Genomic DNA, 25,678 nt, shown 5'->3' with positions numbered 1-25,678 from the left:
AACTATTGAACAAAAGCTAACCGAATGTCAATCCGATGCCATGGGCGCCCCCGCCGCATTGAATTCCTTTGGGGTTGGGTTTATCTCTGGCTCATGTCACTGCCGCACCCGGATATAGACCAGATCGAGCTTGCAAACGTGCTTTCCGCGCTTGGCGACGACACGCGGCTGGCCATTGTCGGCTATCTCGCCCGCCATGACGGAGACCCGCTGCCCTGCAGCCGGTTCCACCATTTCGGCTCCAAGACCAATATCAGCTATCATGTGGCCAAGCTGCGCGAGGCGGGCGTCGTCAATGTCGAGCCATGTGGCACCGCGCGGCTCGTCAGCCTGCGCCGGACCGATCTCGACCAGCGCTTCCCCGGCTTTCTCGACAGCATCATCGCCAGAGCCGTCGAGATGCCGCTGGTTCTTCACGGCGACGCCATTGACGCTGCGTAGAATATCGCGCGCTGCGCGACCCTATCGCGCCACAGCACCGGGCATCTGCTGACGCGGCGCTTTGCCACCGGCCCGGCGTGATTTTACCCGTTTGACAGCCCGAAGTGCCGCAGGCTGCTGGAAAACCAGAAGCGAGACGATCGCCAGGAGCGCGAAGAGCGCGGCGACGAAGCCAAGCTCAGCGAGCCAGCGATATTGAAGCACCAGGCTGCCGATAAACGAACCGAACGCGACGCCGAGATAAACCACCGAATTATTGAGCGACAGCGTGATGGGCGCAAGCTTTGGCGCGACGCTGACGATATGGCTCGCCTGCGCCGGTGGAAATGCCCAGCCGATAAGGCCCCACGGGACCATGGCCGCGATGAGGATCACACCGGCGAGAGGGCGCGGCGCAAAGAGCGGGATGACGGAAAATGTCGCGAGGATAATCACGTCGAGCGCAAGGACGATAAGCCCCGTCCGGAACGCGCCAAAACGGTCTGCGAGATAGCCGCCAGCCAGATTGCCGATTGCCGCGCCAATGCCGAAGAGAAGCAGCAGGAGCGGCAGTGCGGATACGCCGAGCCCCGCCCCCTGCATCGCCAGCGGCGCGATATAGGTGAAGATGGCAAAGGAGCCGACCGTGAAGAGAAAGGTCGTGACCAGCGTCGGGAACACGCCGGGCTGCACCGCTGCCGCCAAACGTTCGGAGAGCGGCTGGCGCGGGCCGGTGAGGCCCTTGGGCAACTCTCTCCACAGGATAAGCGTTGCAAGGCCGCCAAAGATCGCGACGGTAACGAAATTTCCCCGCCACCCGACCAGATTTCCAATCAAAGCGCCAAGCGGCGCGCCGAGCGTCACCGCCACCGTCACCCCGCCGGCAATGATGGCGATCGCGCTGGCCCTTCGCTTCGGTCCGGCAAGCGCCACGGCGGTCGCCTGCGCCATGGCGGTGAACGGTCCCGCGGCCAGCGCCATGACGATTCGGGCTGCCATCAGCATTGCGAAGGACGAACTCGTCGCGGCGATGAGATTGCCGCAAACGAAGAGGGCCAGCGTCGCGGTGATGACGCGCCGCCTGTCCGCCGAGGCCACCAGCGAGGTCAGTACCGGCGCGCCGATGGCATAGGCAAGCGCGAATGCGGTGATGAGGTATCCCGTGTGCGGCAGGCTTACTCCGAGATCAGCCGAAATGTTGGGCAGAAGGCTCGATATGACGTAGCCTTCGGTGCCGATGGCAAATGATCCCAATGCCAGCCAAATAAATCGCCTGTCCATGACCAACTATACCTATGGTTTGTCAGTACTATTGATATTTACTACCGAAAGGTCAACCAATAGTGGTGCGCACTCACAAACATGTCATTCCAAGGGAATTTTAGCGCCACGCGCCATGCATGCCGGCCGGATCGGCAGAAACCCACATAAAACCATGAAAAATCCTGATTTTGGGGGTTACGTCGCGGGCCGCCTTTGCCTATAAGGCCCGCTTAGCCCATAGAAATCTGCTGCCAGCCTGCCGAGGTCATACCTTGCGCGGGTTCTTATCGCGCGGCCCAAAGCGACGGAACAGACCCATGCCGAAACGTACAGACATCAAATCGATCCTGATCATTGGCGCGGGACCGATCGTTATCGGACAGGCTTGCGAGTTCGACTATTCCGGCACTCAGGCCTGTAAGGCCCTGAAAGAGGAAGGCTACCGCATCATCCTCGTCAACTCCAACCCGGCGACAATCATGACCGATCCGGGCCTGGCGGACGCGACCTATATCGAGCCGATCACGCCCGAAGTCGTCGCCAAGATCATCGCCAAGGAGCGCCCCGACGCGCTGTTGCCGACCATGGGCGGTCAGACCGCGCTCAACACTGCCCTGTCGCTGAAACGCATGGGCGTTCTCGACCGCTATAATGTCGAGATGATCGGCGCCAACGCCGCCGCCATCGACAAGGCGGAGGACCGCGCCCTCTTCCGCGAGGCGATGGCGAAGATCGGGTTGGAGACGCCGCGCTCCATGCTCTCCAACGCCACGGAAGTGAAGGAAAAAGACCGGCAGGCCCATGACGAAAAGCGCCAGGCGCTGAAGGCGAAATATTCCGGCGACGAACTCGACGCTGCCCTCGACCGGCTGGAGACCGAATGGCAGCTGGGCGAAGTCGACCGCAAGCAGCGCTACATGACCCATGCCATGAGCCTGGCGGCGCAGGCGCTCGACCATGTCGGCCTCCCCGCCATCATCCGCCCTTCCTTCACGCTCGGCGGCACCGGCGGCGGCATCGCCTATAACCGCTCGGAATTCTTCGAAATCGTCGAGCGCGGCCTCGACGCTTCCCCAACCACCGAAGTGCTGATCGAGGAATCTGTGCTCGGCTGGAAGGAGTATGAGATGGAGGTCGTCCGCGACAAGGCGGACAATTGTATTATTGTATGCTCCATCGAAAATCTCGACCCGATGGGCGTCCACACCGGCGACAGCATCACTGTCGCCCCTGCCCTGACGCTGACCGACAAAGAATACCAGATCATGCGCAACGCCTCCATCGCGGTGCTGCGCGAGATCGGCGTCGAAACCGGCGGCTCCAACGTGCAGTTCGCCGTCAACCCCAAGGACGGCCGCCTCATCGTCATCGAGATGAACCCGCGCGTCTCGCGCTCCTCGGCGCTCGCCTCCAAGGCGACAGGCTTCCCGATTGCCAAGGTGGCCGCGAAGCTCGCCGTCGGTTACACGATGGACGAGCTGGAAAACGACATCACCGGCGGCGCGACGCCCGCCTCCTTCGAGCCGTCCATCGATTACGTCGTCACCAAGATCCCGCGTTTCGCCTTCGAGAAATTCCCCGGCGCCTCGCCCATTCTGACCACCGCCATGAAGTCGGTCGGCGAAGTCATGGCCATTGGCCGCACCTTCCAGGAATCGCTCCAGAAGGCCCTGCGCGGCTTGGAGACCGGCCTCACCGGGCTAGACGAGATCGCCATTCCCGGCATCGAGGACGGCGACGAGAAGAACGCCATCCGGGCCGCCATCGGCACGCCGACGCCCGACCGCCTGCGCATGGTCGCCCAGGCGCTGCGCATGGGGATGACGGTCGGCCAGGTGCACGAGATCTGCAAGATCGACCCGTGGTTCTTAGAGCAGATCGAGGGCATCGTGAACATGGAAGCCCGCATCCGCGAGCACGGCCTGCCCAAGGATGCCGAAAACCTGCGCATGCTGAAGGCGATGGGCTTCTCCGACGCCCGCCTTGCCAGCCTCACCAGGCAAGACGCGAAGGATGTCGCCAAGCTGCGCGCTTCGCTCGACGTGCATCCGGTCTACAAGCGCATCGACACCTGCGCCGCCGAATTCGCTTCCCCCACCGCCTATATGTATTCGACCTACGAGACGCCCTTTGCCGGCGAAACGCGCTCCGAAGCGCAAGTCTCGTCAGCCAAGAAGGTCGTCATCCTCGGCGGCGGCCCGAACCGTATCGGCCAGGGCATCGAATTCGACTATTGCTGCTGCCATGCCGCCTTCGCGCTTGGTGATGCGGGCTATGAGTCGATCATGATCAACTGCAATCCGGAGACGGTCTCCACCGACTACGACACCTCCGACCGGCTCTATTTCGAGCCGCTGACGGCGGAAGACGTGCTGGAGATCCTGCGCGCCGAGCAGGCGGCGGGCACGCTCGTCGGCGTCATCGTCCAGTTCGGCGGCCAGACGCCGCTGAAGCTCGCCGACGCGCTGGAAAAGGCGGGTATCCCCATCCTCGGCACCTCGCCCGACGCCATCGACCTTGCAGAAGACCGCGACCGCTTCCAGAAGCTCCTGATGAAGCTCGGCCTCAACCAGCCGAAGAACGGCATCGCCTATTCGGTCGAGCAGGCGCGGCTCGTCGCCGGCGATCTCGGCTTTCCGCTGGTGGTGCGCCCTTCCTATGTGCTGGGCGGCCGCGCCATGCAGATCATCAATGACGAGCGGGCGCTGCAGAACTATCTGCTCGACACCGTGCCGGAACTGGTGCCGGAAGACATCAAGGCGAAATATCCCAATGACAAGACCGGCCAGATCAACACGCTGCTGGGCAAGAACCCGCTGCTGTTCGACACCTATCTGAGCGAGGCCATCGAGGTGGACGTCGATTGCCTCTGCGACGGCAAGGACACTTTCGTCTCCGGCATCATGGAGCATATCGAGGAAGCGGGCATCCATTCGGGCGACAGCGCCTGCTCGCTCCCCGTTCACTCCCTCTCCGCCGAGGTCGTGGCCGAACTCGAACTCCAGACCGCCGCGCTCGCCAAGGCGCTCAATGTCGGCGGGCTGATGAACGTGCAATACGCCATCAAGGACGGCACCATCTATGTGTTGGAAGTGAACCCCCGCGCCTCGCGCACCGTGCCCTTCGTCGCCAAGACCATCGGCAGGCCCATCGCCAAGGTTGCCGCGCGCATCATGGCGGGCGAAGCGCTGGACGCCGCGCTTGGGGCCTATGGAGGCAAGCCGGATCAGGCCTCGCGCCCGCATATCGCGGTGAAGGAAGCTGTCTTCCCCTTCGCCCGCTTCCCCGGCGTCGATACGCTGCTTGGACCTGAAATGCGCTCGACGGGTGAAGTCATGGGCCTCGACTACGACTACGCCCTCGCCTTCGCCAAGGCGCAGCTGGGCGCCGGCGTGGATCTCCCCCGCGACGGCACCCTGTTCGTCTCCGTCCGCGACGAGGACAAGGCGGGCATCCTCCCGGCGGTGAAGCGTCTGGCCGGGATCGGCTTCAAGGTCCTCGCCACCGGCGGCACCCAGCGCTTCCTCGCCGAGAACGGCGTCGAGGCGACCAAGATCAACAAGGTTCTAGAAGGCCGCCCGCATATCGAAGACGCCATCCGCAACCGCCAGGTCCATATCGTCTTCAACACCACCGACAGCGCGAAGGCAGTATCGGACTCGAAGTCCATCCGCCGCGCCACGCTGATGCAGAAGGTGCCGTATTATACGACACTGGCAGGCGCGGCTGCGGTGGCCGAGGCGATTGCAGCGCTGAAGGCGGGGAGCTTGGAAGTGAGGCCTCTGCAGGATTATTTTTGACAGGGGCCGAAGCGGGAGGGGGCAAACACAATGATACCGGCGCCGGAGCATGACAGAGAGGAACTGCATCGGCGCTTTCTGGAGCGTGAGGCGGAGAAAAAGCGTGCCGCTACGGCTGAGAATGAACGTATCAAGCTGACGGCCACGATGGTCAGCCAGATCGGCGTGATCGTTGTTACCATAGGGTTCGTCACGCCACTTCTGACGACCGGATTACGCTGGCTTCAGGAGCAAAGAGTCATTTCAGCCATTTGCATAATCCTATGGATCGGCTTACATTTGGTGGCAAGACGGCTGTTGAGAGGTCTCAAATGAGCGATCCTTTCGCCTATATGATCGGTTATATGTTAATTGTCGTTGTGATCTGCGTGGGCTTGGCGGTCTATCAATTGCGCGAGAGCCGAAAGGTCGACGAGAAATTGGCGCGTATCCGCGAAGAGCAATACGAGATTCAACGCCAATTGCGTGCGCTCGACGCAAAAACGCATTGAGGGTCATTTCGCCATACCGTTCCATCGGAGAGACAGGCATCGGAGGCATGAAGCGCGTCACCGTGCCAAAGGCGCGTCCGCGTTACAGTTTGGCTGAACTCCTGGCTCAATACGACCCATCTGTCCCGCTTTCCGCTGAAGAACGTGAATGGATCGATACGCCGCCGGTCGGTCGCGAACTGATATAATAGAAACGAGACCTTTAGATTCGTCTCACACAGTGCCGGTTCTCTTAACTTTCCCCCGCCTCCACCTTATCCAAATGCAGCACCCGCGAGAACACATGGTCATGCGGCAGGCGCTTGCCGATATGGATGACCGCCGCTTCCTGCATGTAATTGCGTAGAATGTCGAGCACGCGGTCGAGCGCCTCCTCTTCCATGCCGTCGAGCGCCTCGTCCACCACCACCCAGCGCGGGTTGATGAGGCTGAGGCGCGCGAAGGCGAGGCATTGCTGCTCGTCTTCGCTCAAGACCCGGTCCCAGCGCGCCACGCGGTCGAGGCTTGAGACGAGCCGGTCGAGGCCGCCGCGTTTCAGCGCTGCCTTGAGATCGTCCTCCGAAAAACGGCCGCTATCCAGCGGATAGGCGAGCGCACCGCGCAAGGAAGTCGGCGGGAAATAGGGAATGCGCGGCATGTAGAAGACTTCTTCATCCTTCGGCAGGCCGATCCTACCCGCCCCCCACGGCCAGAGCCCGGCAAGCGCACGGAAAAGCAGCGTCTTGTCGGCGCCCGGCTGTCCAATGATCAGCACCCGCTCGCCAGGCTTCACCTCCACATGCGCCTCGCGCAGCCGCATTCCGCCCTCGGTCGAGACGATTTCCAGATCGTCGATGGTGAGGGTTTTGGCCTCGTTCTCCTCGGTCGTGATGCGCTGCTCCAGCGGGGAGAACTCGTCCATCTGCATGACCGCCTGCCGGAAGGAAGCGACGCGCAGCAGCGTGGCGCGCCAGTCGGCGATGGCGCCGAAATTGTCCACGAACCAGCGCAGCGAGGTATGAACCTGCGTGAACGCGCCCACCGCCATCATCAGCCCGCCAAAGGTGAGCCCGCCCGAGAAATAGACCGGCGCGGCCACCAGAATGGGCGCGACGATGGTGAACCAGCCATAGCCGGCGGTGACCCAGGTCAAATTGGTCAGAGCATAGACGATGCGCCGGATAGCGGTCAGCACCGCGCCCAGGTCGAGGTCGAGCCGGCGCTTTTCGTCTGCCTCGCCCCGCGTCAGCGCAATGGCGTCAATATGCTCGTTGACCCGCATCAGCGAGAAGCGCAGATCCGCCTCTCGCGCATAGCGGTCGGCATTGATCGTCACCAGCCTGCGCCCGACGATCCATGTCAGCCATGAGGCAGAAGCCGCGTAGAAGATCGCCGCCCAGACCATGTAGCCGGGAATGGAAAAATTATAGCCGCGGACATGGAAGATGAACCCGGCAGACAATTGCCAGAGCACGCCGATGAAGCTGATGAGGATGATCGAGGCCTGCAACAGCCCGATGCCAAGATCCGCCGTCGTTTCGGCCAGATGCCTTGCGTCCTCGTGCAGCCGCTGGTCCGGGTTGACGCCGATTTCCCCCGCGCCGGAAAGGCGGAAGGCGCGGCCCGGCACCATCCACTCCCTGATGAGATCGCCCGCCAATCCCTCGCGCAGCTTCATCTTGAACATCTGGTTGAGCCAGGTCTGCGTCACGTTGAGCACCAGCAGCGTCCCGGCGATGCCGACGAAAACCAGCAGCTGGTGCAGGAAGGCGTTCACATCCCGCCGCGACAGCGCATCGTAAAACGGAACGTTCCAGCTGTTGAGCCAGAGCTGGCCATAGGCGATGGCGGCGATGAGGAGGAAGATCAGGCTGCCGGTTACGAGCAGCGTGTTGCGCACGGGCGATATCCAGAAGGCGCCGATCATCATCGTGCCCTGCGCCACTATATCGGTCCGCCCCGGATCGGCGCGGCCCATCAGGCGCGACAGGCGGGAGGCTTTCTTGTCCGGTTTCGGTTCGGAAGCTCCGCTTGAGGTCTCCACAGCTGGCCCTTTTTCCCTCTGGGACGAATCGCCATCGATCCGCTTCATTCCCAAGATGTATGGGCGCACGCTGTTAAGGCAATAAGGCAGCGACGCAGTATGTAACTCCCCTTTGATACTCGGTTATCGCTCCGTTGCTTACTCCCTTGCCATCCGGCCGATTGTGCCCTAAAATCCCTTTCATCGATATTTCGGTCGAGAGACTTTGCGACCTGCTCGGACTATCCGCGCTTCCTGATGATCTCCTCTCCATAAATCTCGATTCGCGGTCCCGCATGCCCTCATGTGGGTGCCATCCTCTATGACGTTAAAGGAATTTTCCCATGGCTAAGGGAACAGTGAAGTGGTTCAACAGCACGAAGGGCTTCGGCTTCATCCAGCCGGACCAGGGCGGCGCGGACGTTTTCGTCCATATCTCCGCCGTTCAGCGTGCGGGCCTCTCCTCCCTCGATGAAGGGCAGAAGATCAACTACGAAATCGTGCAGGACCGCCGCTCCGGCAAGTCCTCCGCCGACAATCTCTCGGTCGCCTGATTCTTCCGGCTCTCTCGAGCATGCAAATATAAGGCGGGGGCAACCCCGCCTTTTTGCTATGTTTATTCCGGTATCCAACCAATCGGCACATGGCCCGAATCCGCGGCAACACGCTTGAGCCACGCCGATACAGCCGGATAGCGCTCAAGCTCGAAGCCGCCTAGATGCGCCTCGTGCGTATAGGCGTAAAGCGCGATGTCGGCGACGCTCATCTCGTCCCCGGCGATGAACGGCGTCTGCTGCAATTGCGTTTCCATCACACCCAGCGCCTTTTCTCCGCCCGCAAGCGTCGCGGCCAGCTTCTCCGGCGTCGCCTCCCTGGCCCGCTCAGGGTATACCATCAGCGCGCGGCGCACCGCGATATGGGGCTCGTGGCTATATTGCTCGAAGAACAGCCATTGATAGACGAGCGCGCGCTCATAGGCATCCTCAGGCAGAAAACGCGTCCCCTCCGCCAGATGCAGCAGAATGGCGTTGGATTCGGCCAGAAAGCGCCCATCATCGAATTCGAGCAGCGGCACCTTGCCGTTCGGGTTCTTGGCCAGATAGTCCGGCTTGCGCGTCGAGCCATCGACCGAGGAAACGGTGACATGGCGGAACGGAATGCCAAGTTTTGCCATTAAAAGCCGCGGCTTATAGCAATTTCCGGAATCGGGTTGCGAATAAAGGATGGGCATAAGGTATCTCCGGTTACGCGCGAGTATCGCAATCGCCGCCCTGCCCGTCCAATCAGTTTGGCTGAAGCTTTATTCAACGAATGCTGATGCTTTCGCCTTTTCCTGCAACACCACATCGCAAATCGCCTGAGTGTGATGCGCCAAATCAAAGCTTTTCTTGCGCTTCGTTCCCGCTTGCGACATAGAAAGTGCCGCGAAACCGGACCGACGCCCGGCCTCCGGCCGCTAAACCACTGCCATTCAGGAGTACGAACCATGGCATTCCTCGCCGACGCCCTATCCCGCGTAAAGCCTTCCGCCACCATCGCGGTCAGCCAGAAAGCACGCGAGCTGAAGGCGAAAGGCAAGGATGTGATCGGTCTTGGCGCGGGCGAGCCGGATTTCGATACGCCTGATAATATCAAGAAAGCGGCCATCGCCGCCATCGAGCGCGGCGAGACGAAATACCCGCCCGTTTCCGGTATTCCGGAGCTGCGTCAGGCCATCGCCGCCAAGTTCAAGCGCGAGAACGGGCTCGACTACAAGCCCGAGCAGACCATCGTCGGCACCGGCGGCAAGCAGATTCTGTTCAACGCCTTCATGGCGACGCTGAACCCAGGCGACGAGGTGATCATCCCCGCGCCCTACTGGGTCAGCTATCCGGAAATGGTGGCGATCTGCGGCGGCGCGCCCGTCTTCGTTGACACCAAGCAGGAGAACAATTTCAAGCTCACCGCCGAGGACCTCGAGAAGGCGATCACGCCGAAGACGAAATGGTTTCTCTTCAACTCGCCCTCGAACCCGACCGGCGCCGCCTATACGCAAGCCGAGCTGAAGGCGCTGACCGATGTGCTGGTGCGCCATCCCCATGTCTGGATCCTGACGGACGACATGTATGAGCATCTGGTCTATGGCGATTTCGTCTTCACCACGCCCGCGCAGGTAGAGCCCTCGCTCTATGACCGCACGCTCACCATGAACGGCGTGTCGAAAGCCTATGCCATGACCGGTTGGCGCATCGGCTATGCCGCCGGGCCGATCGAGCTCATCAAGGCGATGGACATGATCCAAGGCCAGCAGACCTCCGGCGCTTGCACCATCGCGCAATGGGCTGCGGTCGAGGCGCTGAACGGCCCGCAGGACTTCATCCCCGAAAACAAGGCGATCTTCCAGGGCCGCCGCGATCTGGTCGTCTCCATGCTCAACCAGGCCAAGGGCATCGTCTGCCCGACGCCGGAGGGCGCGTTCTACGTCTACCCCTCCTGCGCCGGCCTCATCGGCAAAACGGCTCCTTCGGGCAAGGTGATCGAGTCGGACGTCGACTTCGTCACCGAGTTGCTGGAAGCCGAAGGCGTGGCGGTGGTGCAGGGTTCGGCCTTCGGCCTCGGCCCCAACTTCCGCATCTCCTACGCCACCTCGGAGGCGCTGCTGGAGGAAGCCTGCACCCGTATCCAGCGCTTCTGCGCCTCGCTGCGGTAAGTGAATGCCCCCTTCCCCCTTGCGGGGATTGAGGAGCGTTCGGCCGCAGGCCGAGGAAAAGCCAACGATTTGGCTTTTCCAGCGACGAACGCCGCGTTAGCGGGCGGATGGGGGTGGTGACGGGTGCGCTTGCTTCGAAGATCGTCGCACAAACGTCACCACCCCCACCCGACCCTTCGGGCCACCCTCCCCGCAAAGGGGAGGGAAGGCGATAATCGGGGCCCGCGCGGCCCCTTTTCTTTTGTCTAGAAAACAGCTTGCAAAACTCAAAAAAAAAGCCGGACAAATGTCCGGCTTTGAGTTTTGAAGGTGCCGTTTCCGGCAAAACCTCCAGAGGGGAACACTCAAGGATGCGCAATGGGAGGAGGAGACGCATCACTTAAGATGCGCTGGATATGCGCCCCTCCCCCCTTTTATGCAACCCCGCTAATTCGCATTGCAGCCATGCGCGGCACGCATAGCGAATAAGTTCGAAAAATCGCATATATTTCAAATATTTAAAGACAAGTAGGTCCGAGAATAGTCCGGAAATCTTCGGCGTGAGCGCAAACTTCTTCCGATCTCTTCGCTCATTTGTGACGCGATGCGACCAAAATATGAGCAGTGACGCTGATTTCCGAAAAGGCTGCTTGCCCATATAAGCGGCTGGTTGGGATGGAATGGCTCCTCCCATCGCCGTTTTCTTACCGCTGCTCGACTGCCCCGGTGCCTGCTCACGCACGTCAACACGCTGGAAGCGCGTCGTGCCTCAATAAACCCAGCTGCGCGCTTTCGAAAACAGGAAATCCCGGAAGGCATGCAGCTTCGCGGAATTCTTCAGCGCTTCCGGGTAGCAGAAGAACGTATCGAAGGACGGAATCTCCTCCATCTCGGGGAGAAGCCGCACAAGGCCCGACTCCTTGTCGACCATGTAATCGGGCAGCACGGCGATACCGACGCCGCGCTGGGCGGCACGCTTGATCGAAAGCAGATTGTTGACCTGCAAGGTCGGAATGCGCGGGCTGCCCTCGCTGCGCCCCGCCACTTCCAGCCAGTTGAGCCCAGTCAGATAGCTTGGCGCGGGCTCGCCGAAGGTGACGATGCGGTGCTCGTCGAGTTCGTCCACACAAGTCAGCTTGCCGTGCCGCGCAATATAGTTTGCCGAGGCATAGACATGCATATGCACAGTAAATAGTCGCCGCTGGATCAGGTCCGGCTGCTGCGGCTGGCGCAGGCGGATGGCGCAATCCGCATGGCGCATGGTCAGGTCGAGTTCCTCATTGTCGAGGATCAGCTGCAGCCGGACATCAGGATAAAGCTCGATGAACTCCTGCACCCGCTCCACCAACCAGCCGGAACCCAGCCCCACCGTCGTCGTCACCCGCAGGCGGCCGGAAGGCTTCTCCCGGCTTTCGGCGAGCTTGGAGCGCACATTCTCCAGCTTCATCAGCACGTCATGCGCCGTGCGATAGAGCATTTCGCCCTGCTCGGTAAGGATCAGCCCGCGCGCATGGCGCTGGAACAGCGGCACGCCCACATCCTGCTCCAGCGCGCTCACCTGGCGCGAGATCGCCGATTGCGAGAGATGCAATGTCTGCGCGGCATGGGTAAACGATCCTGCCTCAGCGGCGGCATGGAATATGCGCAGCTTGTCCCAATCGAGCGGTGCAACCACTTCCCTAGTCCTTCCTCCCGGATTTCACCCGGCGCTCTATTCGGCGGCCTGACGGATCGGCTCCTGCGCCGCGAGCCAGCGCTCGGCTTCGAGCGCGGCCATGCAGCCCATGCCCGCCGCCGTCACCGCCTGGCGAAAAATGTCGTCGGTAACATCGCCCGCCGCGAAGACGCCCGGCACATCCGTCGCCGTCGAATCGGGCGCGGTCCAGAGATAGCCGTTCGGCTTCTGCTTGAGCTTGCCCTCGAACAAGGACACCGCCGGCGCATGGCCGATGGCGACGAAAACGCCGTCGGTCGCAAGCTCGCTCATCTGCCCGGTCTTGATGTTCTTCAGCCGCACGCCGGTGACGACAGGGCCCATCGGTGCCTTCCCCTCGGTGCCAACAATCTCGTCGACGACCGTATCCCAGATGACGCGGACATTCTCCTTGGAGAACAGCCGGTCCTGCATGATCTTCTCCGCGCGGAAGCCGTCGCGCCGGTGGACGACCGTCACGGATTTCGCCAGATGCGACAGATAGAGCGCTTCCTCGACCGCCGTATTGCCTCCGCCGACCACGACCACGTCACGCCCGCGATAGAAGAACCCGTCGCAGGTGGCGCAGGCCGAAACGCCGCCGCCCATGAAAGTCTGCTCGCTCGGCAGGCCCAGCCATTTCGCCTGGGCGCCGGTGGCGATGATCAGCGCGTCACAGGTGTAATCCGTGCCGGAATCGCCCTTGAGGCGGAACGGACGGACCGAAATATCGACCTCGGTGATGATGTCCTGCACGATCTCCGCGCCGACATTCTCCGCCTGCTTGGCCATCTGCTCCATCATCCACGGCCCCTGCACGGGGTCCGCATAGCCCGGATAATTCTCCACATCGGTGGTAATCGTCAGCTGGCCGCCCTGCTGCAGGCCCGCCACGACGATTGGTTTGAGCATCGCCCGCGCCGCATAGATCGCCGCCGTATAGCCCGCAGGGCCGGAACCGATGATGAGAACGGGCGCGTGGCGCTGTGACATGGGGAAATCCTCGTAAAGCGGCATCGATTCGACGATGCCGGGCGACCATCCAGGCAATTGTTGTCAAAGTAATGTTTGGCATGGCCCTTTTGCAAGGTTTCCACAGGCATTACGGTCGTTTAGCCACAGGCTAATCCCATGGACGCGGTGCGGCGAAGCGTCCGGGGACAGAGCAACATCCAGTTGCGGCGGGATGGGAATCGGATATGATTATTGCCTTCAAGCGCAATATCCTTGCGCCGTGCATTTTACGGCTGGACGAATGATGCGGCGTCGTACAAATGCAAGAACAAGTGATTCCCTCCGGAGCCATGCATGCCCATCAAGGCCGATCTCGACGACATCGACTGGAAAATCCTCAGGGAATTGCAGAATGATGGCCGCATCACCAATGTCGAGCTTGCGGACCGCGTCGGCATATCCGCCCCGCCCTGCTTGAGGCGGGTGCGCAAGCTGGAGGAAAGCGGCGTCATCCGCGGCTACCGCGCCATCCTCAACGGCTCGGCGCTGGGCCAGGATCTGGTCGCCTTCTGCTCGGTCGGCCTCCACCGGCAGGCGGATGCGGATTTGAAGGCCTTCGCCGAAAAGACCAAGCACTGGCCGCTGGTGCGCCGCGCCTGGATGGTCTCGGGCGAATCCGACTTCCTCCTCCACTGCGTCGCCCCCGACATCAACACCTTCCAGACCTTTGTCATCGAGGAACTGACGGCGACACCCAATGTCGATTCCGTCCGCACCGCGCTGACCATCAGGGCGGTGAAGGACGAGGCGTTGATGCTGATTTAGGAGTGAGATAGTGGGCAGGAGAAACCTCTACTCACTACTCACTATCTCACTGACCTTCCCATACACCTCCCCGATCGCCCTCGCCTCCTTATCCAGCGGGAAATTCTCCCGCACATGGGCGAGCGCATTGTCGCCATGGGCGATTGCCAAGGCGGGGTCGGCGAGATAGGGGCGAATTGCCTCGCGTAACGCCGCGCCGTCGCCCGCAGGCACTACGGCGCCGGTCTTTCCCGTCTCGATCATTTCGGCATAAGCGCCGGCATCGCTCGTCACCGACGCCGTGCGCGAAGCTCCGGCTTCAAGCGGGGTGAGGCCGAAGCCTTCATTGCGCGATGGCGCGACATAGAGCGAAAGCCGCCGGTACCAGACCTTGATATCCGGCACCTCGCCCAGAAAAACGATACGGTCCTGCAATCCGGCCTTGGCGATGCGCGCCTTGAGATCATCCTCAAAAGCCTTGTGTTCCGCCGTTGTGCGCCCGGTGATAACAGCCGTCCAGTCGGGATAATCGGGCAGCAGCGCGATCATCGCATCGACGAACAGATCCGTACCCTTCTGATGACGTACCCGCCCGAAACAGCCGATGGCATAACGCCCCGGCAGACCGGAAGCGGCGAACTCGTCCTCCCCCGTGTGCGGCGGGTGGAAGCGCTCCGTATCGACGCCATGCATGATGACGGTATGCGGCACTTCCAGATAGCTGCCGGACCGCGCGCTGGTGGCGATCACCGCGTCCATGCGGCGGATCAGCCATTTGGTGAAAGGCTTGTGGTTGCGCTGGGCGGCGGAGGTAAAGACAAGGCGCAGCGGCATGCGCAGCACATCGCGCATGATGACGCCCGCCACCATCTCATTGTTGCGCCGCGCGTGCCAGATGCGATGCGCGCGCCGCTTCGGCCTTTTCCAGAATTGCAGGAGGGACAGCCAGCCGAGTTTCGGCAATCCGTCCGGCAGGCCGGGCCCCATCGTCGCGATGCGGAGGCCCATCCGCCGTTGCAGCGGAATAAGCTGCACGATGGTCGAGGTTACCCCCGAAAGCTGGCGCTTGAAATTGGGCGCAACGATCTCGATATCCGTTATGCGCTCTGGCATGGCTGTGCCTTTCCGAGCGAACAGAGCACTCTAAACGGATATTTCAGCGGGACAGCGCCCCCCTCTGTCCTGCCGGACATCTCCCCCGCAAGGGGGGAGATTACGCCTTCATCAATACTCGATGCCAATCGCAAACGTTGCAAGATGAATGCCGCAGGTCGTGCCAGCCAATCTCCCCCCTTGCGGGGGTTAAGGAGCGTTCGGCCGAAGGCCGAGGAAAAGCCAACGATTTGGCTTTTCCAGCGACGAACTCCGGCAGGGCAGAGGGGGGCGCCTCGCGCATCCATCAAAACACGACCCCTCTGACGAGCACCAATCCCTTACGAATATTTCAGCCCGATGATCTCATAGGACCGCGAGCCGCCGGGTGCGTTCACCTCGATGGTGTCGCCCTCGCTCTTGCCGATAAGCGCCCGCGCGATGGGCGAGGAGATGGAGATTCGGCCCTGCTTCACATCGGCTTCCTGGTCGCCGACGATCTGGTAGACCTTCTCCTCTTCGGTATCCTCGTCGATCATCGTCACCGTGGCGCCGAACTTGATCTTGTCGCCGGAAAGCTTGGAAATATCGATCACTTCCGCGCGCGCGATATAATCCTCGAGCTCGCCGATGCGGCCCTCGTTCAGGCTCTGCGCTTCCTTCGCCGCGTGATACTCGGCATTCTCGGAAAGATCGCCATGGGCGCGCGCCTCGGAAATCGCGTCGATGATGCGCGGCCGTTCCTCCTGCTGACGCCAGCGAAGCTCGTCCTTGAGCTTGTCGAAACCGCCTTGGGTCATCGGGAACTTTTCCATGCTCAAATTTCCTTTCCCTCAACCTATGCCGCCTTGCAAAGCGGCGACTGGACACAAAAAGAAAACGGCCCCCGAAGCAAAGCCTCGGAACCGTCCAAATCATCCTGCCTAATATATAGCACTGATTACAACGATTTCACGAAGAAAAATTACGAGGGCGCGCTCCGCTGGCTTGATACCTGTCAATGCGTCGCTAAATTCATGTTCATGATGAACAGAACGACGACTGCCCTAGCCGCCCTCTTCACCATTGCCGGCCTGTCCAGCGCCGGCGCGCAGGAGTTCACCACGCAGAAGGCCCGGATCGAGGCCGAGACCGTGGCGACCGGCCTCGCCTCGCCCTGGAGCCTCGCCTTCCTGCCGGATGGCGCGCTGCTCGTCACCGAAAAAGCCGGAACCATGCGCATTGTCAGCAATGGCAAGGTTTCCGAACCCGTAGACGGCGTGCCCGAAGTCTGGGACAACGGCCAGGGCGGCTTGCTCGATGTGGCGCTCGCGCCGGATTTCGCCAAGAGCGGCACGATCTATTTCACCTTTTCCGAGCCGGGCGATGGCGGAGCCGGCACGGCAATCGCCAGCGCGCGGCTTGAACGGGATGGCGGCAAGGCCCGTCTCACCGATGTGAAGACGCTGTTTTCGACAAAGAAAAAGACCTCGCGCGGCCAGCATTTCGGCTCGCGCATCGTCATCGCGCCCGATGGTACGCTGTTCGTCACCTTCGGCGAGCGCGGCGACATGGAGCGCGCGCAAGACTTTTCGGATCCCGCCGGTTCGGTTCTGCGCATCAATGCCGATGGCTCGGTGCCCGCCAACAATCCCTTCGCCGATGGCGGTAAGGGCCTGCCGCAGATCTGGTCGAAAGGCCATCGCAACGCGCAAGGCGCCGCCTGGGATCCGCTCACCGATGCACTTCTCGTCACCGAGCACGGTCCGCGCGGCGGCGACGAGGTCAACAGCCCCGAGGCAGGCAAGAACTATGGCTGGCCGCGGATCGGCTATGGCGTTCACTATTCCGGAGCGAAGATCGGCATCGGCACGGCGGCAGAGGGCTATGAGCAGCCGCTTCATTACTGGGACCCGTCCATCGCGCCGTCCGGCCTCGCCGTCTATGAAGGCGAGATGTTCCCCGAATGGAAGGGCGACCTTCTGGCCGGCGCGTTGAAATATGAGATGCTCGTGCGCCTCGACCGGGATGAAAAGGGGAAGATATCAGGCGAAGAACGGCTGCTGGAGGGCAAGTTCGGCCGTATCCGCGATGTCCGCGTGGCTCCTGACGGGTCGGTGTACCTGCTCTCCGATGGCGATGATGCGTCCATTGTTAGGCTGTCTCGGGCGGAATAGTGACGCGGCTTTGGCTCCCTCCCCCTTGCGGGGAGGGTGGCCCGAAGGGTCGGGTGGGGGTGGTGACGTTTGCGCTAGGGTCTTCGAAGCAAGCGCGAACGTCACCACCCCCATCCGCCCGCTAACGCGGGCACCTTCCCCGCAAGGGGGAAGGAGGGAGCCAGGCAGGACAAAGGGCCGCGCCGTCCCGCCCGCATAATTAATTTCCGCGCAGAACAAACCAGTCGATCAGGAGCCCCCATGCCGCGCAGTCGCGCCAATCTGCTGCTTCTCCTTGCGGGCGCGATATGGGGCCTTGGCTTCGTCGCGCAATCGACCGCGATGGCGAGCATCGGCCCGTTGATGTTCATCGGCCTGCGTTTTGTGCTGGCGGCGCTCACCGTGCTGCCGCTTGCGCTGCGTGAGGCGCGGCAGGCTCATAGGGCGCTGAAATCCTCAGACCATTTCGGCTTCCTGTTCATCGGCCTTCTGCTCTTCGCCGGCATCGCCGCGCAGCAATTCGGCATGCTGACGACGTCGGTCACCAATGCGGGTTTCCTGACCGGGCTTTATGTGGTGATGGTGCCGTTCGTCGGCATCATCCTGTTCCGCCATTGGCCGCACCCGATCATCTGGCCCTGCGCCATTGCGGCGCTCGCCGGAATATGGCTCCTCTCCGGCAGCGCGCTCGAAGCCCTGATTCCAGGCGACTGGATGGTCATTCTCGGTGCCGTCTTCTGGGCGCTGCAGGTTGTCTTCGTTACGCGCTACGCCAACCGAACCGGAAGGCCGATGATGCTCTGCCTCGTTCAGTTCACGCTCTGCGCCGTGCTCGGCCTCGCGCTGGCCCTCGTGCAGGAAGGCATCGACTGGAACGGGATGCGGGCCGCCGCGCCGGAAATCCTCTTTGCCGGCGTCTTCTCGTCGGGCATCGCCTTCACATTGCAGGCAGTCGGCCAGCGCTACACCACTGCCCCGCAGGCGGCGATATTCCTGTCGTCGGAAGCGCTGTTCGCCGCCCTCTTCGGCGCATTGCTGCTGGGCGACCGCCTGCCGCCCTCGGGCATCGCCGGATGCGCGCTGATCTTCGCCGCGATGCTCGCCGTCGAGCTCGTTCCGATGATGCGGGCGCGCCGGGCCGCCTAAGCCTTGAAGATCAAAGCAGCGCCGCAGGCAATGAGCGCGAAACCGAGGAGATGCTGCCAGGTCAGCGGCTCCTTGAGGTAAAGCACGGAGAACGCCACAAAAACCGTGAGCGTGATGACCTCCTGTATCGTCTTCAGCTGCGCCGTCGAATAGATGCCATGGCCGATCCGGTTGGCCGGGACCGCCAGGCAATATTCGACGAGCGCAATGCCCCAGCTGATGAGAACGACCGTAACCAAAGACGCCTTGGGAAATTTCAAATGCCCATACCAGGCGAATGTCATGAACACATTCGAGGCCGCCAGCATCAAAATGGGCAGGACGGAAGGAGAAAGCAGAAACCGCATATGGCATCCGGGATAAAATGAATAATGGCCGCCATTGCATTGAGAGCCACGCATAATGCAAGCGCGAAGCCCACCATTCACGCCGAATTCAACCCGCTGCCGCTTTTCGGACACAGCCCTTAACCAAGCCGCTTAAGCTTCCTTTACGCTTGGCGCTTATCGTCCGTCTCACACCATCAATGGAGCACTCGCCCTCCCCGGGGCGCGGGATGGAAAGACGGACATGAGTATTGCGTTGTCCCCGCGGCCGTATCGGCTCGCCACGCTATTTATCATCTGTGCAACGGTCTTGATGGCCTCATGCTCGCGCGAAACAGTGCGCCGGCCAGAGGCGGATGTCGGCATGTCGCTTGCCGCCCCGGTCGAGGACGCTCAGGCGGATTACGGTTTCCAGCCGCGCGTCGAAAACCCGGTCACGGCGGCCGAAAATCTCTACGCCCAATCCTCCGGCGAGATGGCCTGTCGCGTGCGGTTGAAGCGGCTGGGCGTTGTCTTCACCGAGCTACCCCCGATCAATGACGGTGGCACCTGCCGCATCGACAATCCCATCCTCGTATCCGGTTTCGCCGGGAGGGCGATCCGCTTCCAGCCCGCCGCCAAGCTCAATTGCGCCGTCACCGAGGCGTTCGCCCGCTGGGTCAAGGGCGATCTCGTACCGTCGACCCGCTTCCGCTATCTCTCGGGCGTCAATACCATCTACAATGCCGGCGGCTATTCCTGCCGCACCATGAACCACCGGCGCGGCGCAAAGATGTCGGAGCACTCACGCGGAAACGCCATCGACGTCACCCGCATCCGCCTGAACAATGGCGACCTCATCAAGGTAGAGAAGCCGGGCTGGTTCTCCTTCCGCAAGCGCGGACTGCTCAACAGCGTCCGCTCCGAAGCCTGCGATTATTTCACCACCGTGCTAGGGCCGGGCTACAACCGGGAACACGCGGATCACTTCCACTTCGATCTAATGCAGCGGCGGAATGGGTACAGAGCGTGCCGGTAAAGAGCCTCCTTCCCCCTTGCGGGGAAGGTGCCCGCGGGAGCGGGCGGATGGGGGTGGTGACGGATGCGCTTGCTTCGAAGACCGTGGCGCAAACGTCACCACCCCCATCCGGCCCTTCGGGCCACCCTCCCCGCAAGGGGGAGGGTGCGCGCGTGGCCGCCCTACTCCGCAGGAACCGCCTTCGGCTTCCCGTTCAGGTCCAGCGCCACCATGACGAATTCGGCGTGCGTCACCAGTTCCATGTTGAGCGTCAGATAGCGCTGCGCCCAGGCCTCGACGCGAAGCGTGATCGAGGTGCGCCCGACGCGGACGATATCCGTATAGACGCAGAGCGTATCGCCGATCTTGACGGGCTTGGCGAAGGACATCTGGTTCACGGCGGCGGTGACGACGCGACCGCCTGCCCGTTCCGCCGCCCTGACCGCGCCGGCAATATCCATCTGCGACATCACCCAGCCGCCGAAAATATCTCCCGCCGCATTTGCGTCCTTCGGCATGGCCTGGGTGCGCAGGGTCAGAACACCCGTGGGTTTCGCTTCCTTCATCGATTGTCCTTTCAGAGAATGGAATGAGAATCGTCTCTATCACCATGATGGATGCAGGGGAACATCGCTGGAAAGAGCCATTCGCCAGTGGATAGCGGCTGCGCGCGGGTTGCAGTGCAGCATTATTGCTGGTCTTTTCCGACTCAATCGCGTCCATAATTTGGCTGGGCGTATGCGGGGACCGCCGGAGACCGAATGATCGCAGCACGACTTGGCCTATTCCTGCTGATGGCCCTCTCTCTGGCGGGATGCAGCGGACGCGCCGTCCTGTGGGCCGGCCCCCGCGCCGAAGCCGCCATGGTCCGCATGGGTGAGAAACCGGCTGCCGTCGTACCGGTTTACGTCGCCACCACCCGCCAGCGGTCGGACAATCTCTCCCTGCCCTATAACGCCAAGCGCTCGCTCGCGCTCAATTTCGCGCGCGTGGATGTCGGCATTCCGCCCACCCACAAGAGCGGCATCGTCGAGAAAACCGATCGCGTGCCCGATCCCGCCAAATATTTCGCCGCCGTCGCCCTCCAGCCATATGACAACCGCAAGGTTTTTGCAGAGAAGCTGAATGCGGCGCTCGCCGCGCGCCCGACCAACGAGCAGGAAATCCTGGTGTTCGTGCACGGCTACAACAACAATTTCGCCGACAGCACTTTCCGCGAAGCGCAGTTCATCCACGATTACGGCTTCAAATCCGTCGCCGTCCACTATGCCTGGCCTTCCGCCGGCGCGCTTGGCCTTTACGTCTATGATCGCGACAGCGCCAATTTCGCCCGGGATGGGTTGGCGGAACTGCTGGAGATTGTCAGCCGAACGAGGGCGAAGCGCATCATTCTGGTCGGCCATTCCATGGGCTCGCTGGTGGTGATGGAAGCCTTGCGCACACTTGCCATATCGGGGCGGCGTGCCCCCATCGATAGGCTGACCAGCGTGATGCTCGCCGCGCCCGATATCGATGTCGACGTGTTTCGTGAACAGGTGCGGGACATCGGCAAATTGCCGCGCCCCTTCGCCGTGCTGGTGTCGCGGGAAGACCGGGCGCTCAACATCTCCTCCCGCATAACCGGCGGCCACCCCCGCGTCGGCGGCGGTTCCGACATCGCCATGCTCAGGGAAAACGGCATCACCGTGCTCGACCTGTCCGATGTCGATGAAGGTGGCCATGACGTCTTCGCCTCCTCGCCGACATTGATGACCCTCGTCAAACGCGGCGGCCTGACCGAGCGCACACTGGAAGGCGAAGGCCCTACCCCCGGAGAAACCATCCTTGCCGATGGCTCCTCGGTCCTGCGCGGCGCGGCCTCGCTGGTGCTCTACCTGCCAACGCGCATACTGACGGCAGCCACGGACCTGCCCCGGTAAAGTAGCCTGTCGGGAATGCACCGAAATTGAATTGGCTTTCTGCGGCCAGACACTATTCTGCCGGGAACATGCCTCTTCAGTCCCCGTTAACCCGGACAGAGGGATGGGTTAAGGAGAGTATGATGAGATCACTATTGAGAACTGCCGCCCTGGCTGTCGGCATCTTCGCCACCACCGCCGCGCAGGCCGCTACGGCGCTGGTTACCACCGACCTGAACGTGCGCACGGGGCCGAGTTCGGGATATCCCGCGCTTGGGGCTTTACCCAATGGCGCCGTGGTCAATGTCGCGGGTTGCACGGCGGGCTATGGCTGGTGCCAGGTTAATTATGGCGGATTGTCCGGTTGGGCCTCCTCCCGCTATCTGGCGATGCGCGAGGGGTCGTCCACCTATTCCGGCAATGATTTCGGTTCCACCGCCGCCGCCATCGGCATTCCGCTGATCGCGGGCGCAGTGATCGGCGCCGCCATCGCCGACCGCGACCACGACCGCTGGGAACGCCGCCATTGGCGTGACCGCGATCGCTGGGAGCGCCGGCACTGGCGTGATCGCGACCGCTGGGACCGTCCGCGCTGGCACTCCCGCGACCGCCGTGAATGGCGCGACCGGCGCGATTGGCGTGACGGCCGCCGCTGGGAGCGGCGCGGCGACTGGCGCGGACGCATGGGTGACGGCCCGCACGGGCGGTAATTTAGCGCCCTCCCTCCCCCTTGCGGGGAGGGTGGCCCGAAGGGTCGGGTGGGGGTGGTGACGCACCGCCACTGTCTTCAGCAAAAGCGCATCCGTCACCACCCCCATCCGCCCGCTGACGCGCGCACCTTCCCCGCAAGGGGGAAGGAGGGAGATCTTCCTGACATCACCCTGTCAGGAGGAACCTCATGGAAACCGGGACATCTTTCCCGCCGCGCCCTTTTCATTCTCGCTGACTCTCTCCATATTGGCGCCATGGCATCATCACCGAAAAATTCACCCAAGCCGCGTGATCCGGACCGGCTGGAGACCAGCGACAGCTACGACCCCTATGGCTTCGGCGAAGCGCCGCAGGCCGAACTGACGGGTACGCCCCTGTCCGGCTCCATTGCCGATTGGGCGAAGGAAATCGGCGCGGAAGCCGAAAAGGCGAAGGCCGCCAAGGTAAAACAGTCTGCGCCTCCGCGCGAAGCGCGGCAAGGGCGACCGCCCGTCGCGCCTCGTGGCGCGCCCTCGCGGAGCGAGCCGCGAAGCGGCGACAGCGTGAGCGCGAAAAAAAAAGCCGGAGGAACGACGGCCCGCGGCACATCCATGGGCGGCGCTGCCTCGGCGAAGGAGCGTGCGGCGGCGGGGCTCAATCCGGTTGCCGGCCTCGATATCAGTCTTGAGGACGCGACAGGCCTGTCCCCGTCAGGCGCGACCGCCACGGTGCAGGCGCTGGCCGACCTGATCGAATCCGGCAATCCACTGTTCAAGAACGGTGTGTTGTGGACGCCCCACCGCCCTGCCCGGCCCGCCAAGTCGGAAGGCGGCATTCCCATCCGCATGGAGACGCCGTTCCAGCCCTCCGGCGACCAGCCGACGGCGATCCGCGACCTGGTGGAAGGCTTGCGGAACGAGGACCGTACGCAGGTGCTGCTCGGCGTCACCGGCTCGGGCAAGACCTTCACCATGGCCAAGGTGATCGAGGAAACGCAACGCCCTGCCCTCATCCTCGCGCACAACAAGACGCTGGCCGCCCAGCTCTATGGCGAGTTCAAGAGCTTCTTCCCCAACAATGCGGTGGAGTATTTCGTTTCCTATTACGATTACTACCAGCCGGAAGCCTATGTCCCGCGCTCGGATACCTTTATCGAGAAGGAATCCTCGATCAACGAGCAGATCGACCGGATGCGCCACTCCGCCACCCGCTCCCTGCTCGAGCGCGACGACGTGATCATCGTCGCCTCGGTCTCCTGCATCTACGGTATCGGCTCGGTCGAAACCTATACCGCCATGACCTTCGAGATGAAGATCGGCGACCGGCTCGACCAGCGCCAGCTTCTCGCCGATCTCGTGGCCCAGCAATACAAGCGGCAGGACATTAATTTCGTGCGCGGCTCGTTCCGGGTGCGCGGCGACACCATCGAAATCTTCCCTGCCCACTTGGAAGACCGGGCATGGCGCATCTCGCTGTTCGGCGATGAGATCGAGGCGATCACCGAGTTCGACCCGCTGACCGGCCAGAAAACCGGCGACCTGAAATCGGTCAAGATCTACGCCAACTCGCACTATGTCACGCCGCGCCCGACGCTGAACCAGGCGATCAAATCGATCAAGGAAGAGCTGAAGCACCGGCTGGACGAGCTGACTCGCGCCGGGCGCCTGCTGGAAGCGCAGCGGCTGGAGCAGCGCTGCACCTTCGACCTCGAAATGCTGGAGGCGACCGGCTCCTGCAACGGCATCGAAAACTATTCGCGCTATCTCACAGGCCGCCGCCCCGGCGACCCGCCCCCGACCCTGTTCGAATATATCCCCGACGACACGCTGGTCTTCATCGACGAGAGCCACGTCACCATCCCGCAAATCGGCGCAATGTATCGCGGCGACTTCCGCCGCAAGGCGACGCTGGCCGAATATGGCTTCCGTCTGCCCTCCTGCATGGACAACCGTCCGCTGCGCTTTGAGGAATGGGACGCGATGCGCCCGCAGACCGTCGCCGTCTCGGCCACCCCCAGCAAGTGGGAGATGGAGCAGGCGGGTGGCGTCTTCGCCGAACAGGTCATCCGCCCCACCGGGCTGATCGACCCGCCGGTGGAAATTCGCCCCGCCAAGAGCCAGGTGGACGACGTGCTGGGCGAAATCCGCGCCACCACCGCCAAGGGCTACCGTACGCTGGTGACGGTGCTGACGAAGCGCATGGCCGAGGACCTGACGGAATATCTGCACGAGCAGGGCATCCGCGTCCGCTACATGCATTCCGACATCGACACGCTGGAGCGCATCGAGATTCTGCGCGACCTCCGCCTCGGCGCGTTCGACGTGCTGGTTGGCATCAATCTCTTGCGCGAGGGCCTCGACATTCCCGAATGCGCCCTCGTCGCCATTCTCGACGCCGACAAGGAAGGCTTCCTGCGCTCCGAAACCTCGCTTATCCAGACCATCGGCCGCGCCGCGCGCAATGTCGATGGCCGGGTCGTGCTCTATGCCGACCAGATGACCGGCTCGATGGAGCGCGCCATCGCCGAAACCAACCGCCGCCGCGAGAAGCAGACCGAGTACAACCAGATCCATGGCATCACGCCGGAGAGCGTGAAGAAGAACATCGGCGACATCCTCAACAGCGTCTACGAGCGCGACCACGTGCGGGCCGATATCTCCGGCTTTGCCGAGGAAGGCGCGCTGGTCGGCAACAATCTCAAGGCGCATCTGGAGCATCTGGAAAAGGAAATGCGCGACGCCGCCGCCGATCTCGACTTCGAGCGCGCCGCCCGCCTGCGCGACGAGATCAAGCGCCTGCGCGAAACCGAACTTGCCATCCTCGACGACCCCATGGCCCGCGATGCGGGCGTGGACAACACGCAGGAGAAGCGGAAACAGGCGGCCAAAAAGGGAAGCCCTCATGGTGAGGTGCGAGCGCAGCGAGCCTCGAACCACGAGGGCGGCGCGACGGAACGCAACGCATCCGGCCAATCCCTCTTCCGCAAACCCTCCCTGGACGAAATGGGCACCTCCGGCGACCACGCCGTCCCTGCCGGCGAAAGCCTGTTCCGCAAGAACTCGCTGGACGAAATGACGGTGCGGCGCACGGAAGTTCCCGACGGCGAAGCACCCGTCCGCCGCGAGCGCGCCGGCATCGGCTCCTATGAGGACCCGGCGGAGGTCTCGCGCAAGAAGCGCCGCCCGAGCAAGACCGGCAGGCCGGGACGGTAGCGCGCCCTCCCTCCCCCTTGCGGTAGGGGAATCGCACATGAGTATAAAAGCGTTGTTGCAAGTTAGCGGAAAATAGATTCTGAGGGA

At 62.4% G+C, this 25,678-nt stretch carries 23 protein-coding genes; 14 read left to right on the top strand and 9 right to left on the bottom strand.

Features of this window, described 5'->3' with window-relative positions; translation table 11 throughout:
• Positions 1-93 precede the first annotated feature (93 nt).
• Positions 94-441 (top strand): ArsR/SmtB family transcription factor, encoded by a 348-nt coding sequence (locus IEX53_RS13190; protein WP_188824645.1) that lies wholly within the window; start codon positions 94-96, stop codon positions 439-441.
• A gap of 21 nt (positions 442-462) precedes the next feature.
• Here IEX53_RS13190 and IEX53_RS13185 read toward each other — a convergent pair whose 3' ends face one another.
• A complete protein-coding gene (locus IEX53_RS13185; RefSeq protein WP_188824644.1) occupies positions 463-1,701 on the bottom strand; it encodes an MFS transporter in 1,239 nt (412 codons plus the stop codon).
• A 299-nt stretch (positions 1,702-2,000) separates the two neighbouring features.
• Between IEX53_RS13185 and carB the strand changes: the two genes are divergently transcribed.
• The 4 genes from carB to IEX53_RS13165 are packed head-to-tail and all read left to right on the top strand — an operon-like array spanning position 2,001 to position 6,162.
• Complete coding sequence (gene carB, locus IEX53_RS13180) at positions 2,001-5,483, top strand: carbamoyl-phosphate synthase large subunit (protein WP_188824643.1); 3,483 nt, start codon at positions 2,001-2,003, stop codon at positions 5,481-5,483.
• A 30-nt stretch (positions 5,484-5,513) separates the two neighbouring features.
• Positions 5,514-5,798, top strand: a complete 285-nt coding sequence (locus IEX53_RS13175; protein WP_188824642.1) for a hypothetical protein — start codon at positions 5,514-5,516, stop codon at positions 5,796-5,798.
• The gene (locus IEX53_RS13170; protein ID WP_188824641.1) at positions 5,795-5,974 is read left to right on the top strand and encodes a hypothetical protein; all 180 of its coding nucleotides are present in this window, start codon (positions 5,795-5,797) and stop codon (positions 5,972-5,974) included. The genes IEX53_RS13175 and IEX53_RS13170 overlap by 4 nt, the downstream gene beginning before the upstream one ends.
• Positions 5,975-6,021: 47 nt before the next feature.
• Positions 6,022-6,162 carry an AbrB/MazE/SpoVT family DNA-binding domain-containing protein gene (locus tag IEX53_RS13165; RefSeq protein ID WP_188824640.1) on the top strand — a complete coding sequence of 47 codons (141 nt, stop codon included), beginning with the start codon at positions 6,022-6,024 and terminating at the stop codon, positions 6,160-6,162.
• Between the two features lie 44 nt (positions 6,163-6,206).
• On the opposite strand, the gene IEX53_RS13160 is transcribed toward IEX53_RS13165, so the two are convergent.
• Positions 6,207-7,931 (bottom strand): ABC transporter ATP-binding protein/permease, encoded by a 1,725-nt coding sequence (locus IEX53_RS13160; protein WP_236016189.1) that lies wholly within the window; start codon positions 7,929-7,931, stop codon positions 6,207-6,209.
• 389 nt (positions 7,932-8,320) lie between these two features.
• Between IEX53_RS13160 and IEX53_RS13155 the strand changes: the two genes are divergently transcribed.
• The gene (locus tag IEX53_RS13155; RefSeq protein ID WP_188824638.1) at positions 8,321-8,530 is read left to right on the top strand and encodes a cold-shock protein; all 210 of its coding nucleotides are present in this window, start codon (positions 8,321-8,323) and stop codon (positions 8,528-8,530) included.
• 62 nt (positions 8,531-8,592) lie between these two features.
• Here the strand turns inward: IEX53_RS13155 and IEX53_RS13150 are convergent, their stop codons facing one another.
• Positions 8,593-9,207 carry a glutathione S-transferase family protein gene (locus IEX53_RS13150; protein ID WP_188824637.1) on the bottom strand — a complete coding sequence of 205 codons (615 nt, stop codon included), beginning with the start codon at positions 9,205-9,207 and terminating at the stop codon, positions 8,593-8,595.
• A 255-nt stretch (positions 9,208-9,462) separates the two neighbouring features.
• Between IEX53_RS13150 and IEX53_RS13145 the strand changes: the two genes are divergently transcribed.
• A complete protein-coding gene (locus IEX53_RS13145) occupies positions 9,463-10,665 on the top strand; it encodes a pyridoxal phosphate-dependent aminotransferase (RefSeq protein WP_188824636.1) in 1,203 nt (400 codons plus the stop codon).
• A 748-nt stretch (positions 10,666-11,413) separates the two neighbouring features.
• Here IEX53_RS13145 and IEX53_RS13140 read toward each other — a convergent pair.
• Both IEX53_RS13140 and trxB read right to left on the bottom strand, forming a co-directional pair.
• Positions 11,414-12,319 (bottom strand): LysR family transcriptional regulator, encoded by a 906-nt coding sequence (locus IEX53_RS13140; RefSeq protein WP_188824635.1) that lies wholly within the window; start codon positions 12,317-12,319, stop codon positions 11,414-11,416.
• A 36-nt stretch (positions 12,320-12,355) separates the two neighbouring features.
• Positions 12,356-13,330, bottom strand: coding sequence for a thioredoxin-disulfide reductase (trxB, locus tag IEX53_RS13135; protein ID WP_188824634.1), 975 nt, complete (start codon positions 13,328-13,330; stop codon positions 12,356-12,358).
• A 315-nt stretch (positions 13,331-13,645) separates the two neighbouring features.
• Between trxB and IEX53_RS13130 the strand changes: the two genes are divergently transcribed.
• Complete coding sequence (locus IEX53_RS13130; protein WP_188824633.1) at positions 13,646-14,116, top strand: Lrp/AsnC family transcriptional regulator; 471 nt, start codon at positions 13,646-13,648, stop codon at positions 14,114-14,116.
• A 27-nt stretch (positions 14,117-14,143) separates the two neighbouring features.
• On the opposite strand, the gene IEX53_RS13125 is transcribed toward IEX53_RS13130, so the two are convergent.
• Both IEX53_RS13125 and greA read right to left on the bottom strand, forming a co-directional pair.
• Entirely contained in the window at positions 14,144-15,208 is a 1,065-nt protein-coding gene (locus IEX53_RS13125; protein ID WP_188824632.1) for a glycosyltransferase family 4 protein, read from the bottom strand.
• A gap of 320 nt (positions 15,209-15,528) precedes the next feature.
• Entirely contained in the window at positions 15,529-16,002 is a 474-nt protein-coding gene (greA, locus tag IEX53_RS13120) for a transcription elongation factor GreA (protein ID WP_188824631.1), read from the bottom strand.
• Positions 16,003-16,212: 210 nt separating this feature from the next.
• On the opposite strand from greA, the gene IEX53_RS13115 reads away from it, so the two are divergent.
• On the top strand, positions 16,213-17,343 hold the full coding sequence (locus IEX53_RS13115) for a PQQ-dependent sugar dehydrogenase (protein ID WP_188824752.1): 1,131 nt from the start codon (positions 16,213-16,215) through the stop codon (positions 17,341-17,343).
• A 240-nt stretch (positions 17,344-17,583) separates the two neighbouring features.
• Positions 17,584-18,468: a DMT family transporter gene (locus tag IEX53_RS13110; protein WP_188824630.1), complete on the top strand. Its 885-nt coding sequence runs from the start codon at positions 17,584-17,586 to the stop codon at positions 18,466-18,468.
• Here the strand turns inward: IEX53_RS13110 and IEX53_RS13105 are convergent.
• A complete protein-coding gene (locus IEX53_RS13105) occupies positions 18,465-18,815 on the bottom strand; it encodes a DMT family protein (protein ID WP_188824629.1) in 351 nt (116 codons plus the stop codon). The genes IEX53_RS13110 and IEX53_RS13105 overlap by 4 nt on opposite strands.
• A 223-nt stretch (positions 18,816-19,038) precedes the next feature.
• On the opposite strand from IEX53_RS13105, the gene IEX53_RS13100 reads away from it, so the two are divergent.
• Positions 19,039-19,812: an extensin-like domain-containing protein gene (locus IEX53_RS13100; RefSeq protein ID WP_188824628.1), complete on the top strand. Its 774-nt coding sequence runs from the start codon at positions 19,039-19,041 to the stop codon at positions 19,810-19,812.
• A 161-nt stretch (positions 19,813-19,973) separates the two neighbouring features.
• Here the strand turns inward: IEX53_RS13100 and IEX53_RS13095 are convergent, their stop codons facing one another.
• Positions 19,974-20,357 carry an acyl-CoA thioesterase gene (locus IEX53_RS13095; RefSeq protein WP_188824627.1) on the bottom strand — a complete coding sequence of 128 codons (384 nt, stop codon included), beginning with the start codon at positions 20,355-20,357 and terminating at the stop codon, positions 19,974-19,976.
• A gap of 195 nt (positions 20,358-20,552) precedes the next feature.
• On the opposite strand from IEX53_RS13095, the gene IEX53_RS13090 reads away from it, so the two are divergent.
• The 3 genes from IEX53_RS13090 (at position 20,553) to uvrB (ending at position 25,591) form a co-directional block, all read left to right on the top strand.
• A complete protein-coding gene (locus tag IEX53_RS13090) occupies positions 20,553-21,710 on the top strand; it encodes an alpha/beta hydrolase (protein ID WP_188824626.1) in 1,158 nt (385 codons plus the stop codon).
• Positions 21,711-21,832: 122 nt separating this feature from the next.
• Positions 21,833-22,399 (top strand): SH3 domain-containing protein, encoded by a 567-nt coding sequence (locus IEX53_RS13085; RefSeq protein WP_188824751.1) that lies wholly within the window; start codon positions 21,833-21,835, stop codon positions 22,397-22,399.
• Between the two features lie 543 nt (positions 22,400-22,942).
• Entirely contained in the window at positions 22,943-25,591 is a 2,649-nt protein-coding gene (gene uvrB / locus IEX53_RS13080; protein ID WP_373288651.1) for an excinuclease ABC subunit UvrB, read from the top strand.
• Positions 25,592-25,678: the final 87 nt, after the last annotated feature.

It is taken from the genome of Paramesorhizobium endophyticum (genome assembly GCF_014640615.1).
Taxonomy (GTDB): domain Bacteria; phylum Pseudomonadota; class Alphaproteobacteria; order Rhizobiales; family Rhizobiaceae; genus Paramesorhizobium; species Paramesorhizobium endophyticum.
This window is presented reverse-complemented; position numbering and strand designations above follow the sequence as displayed.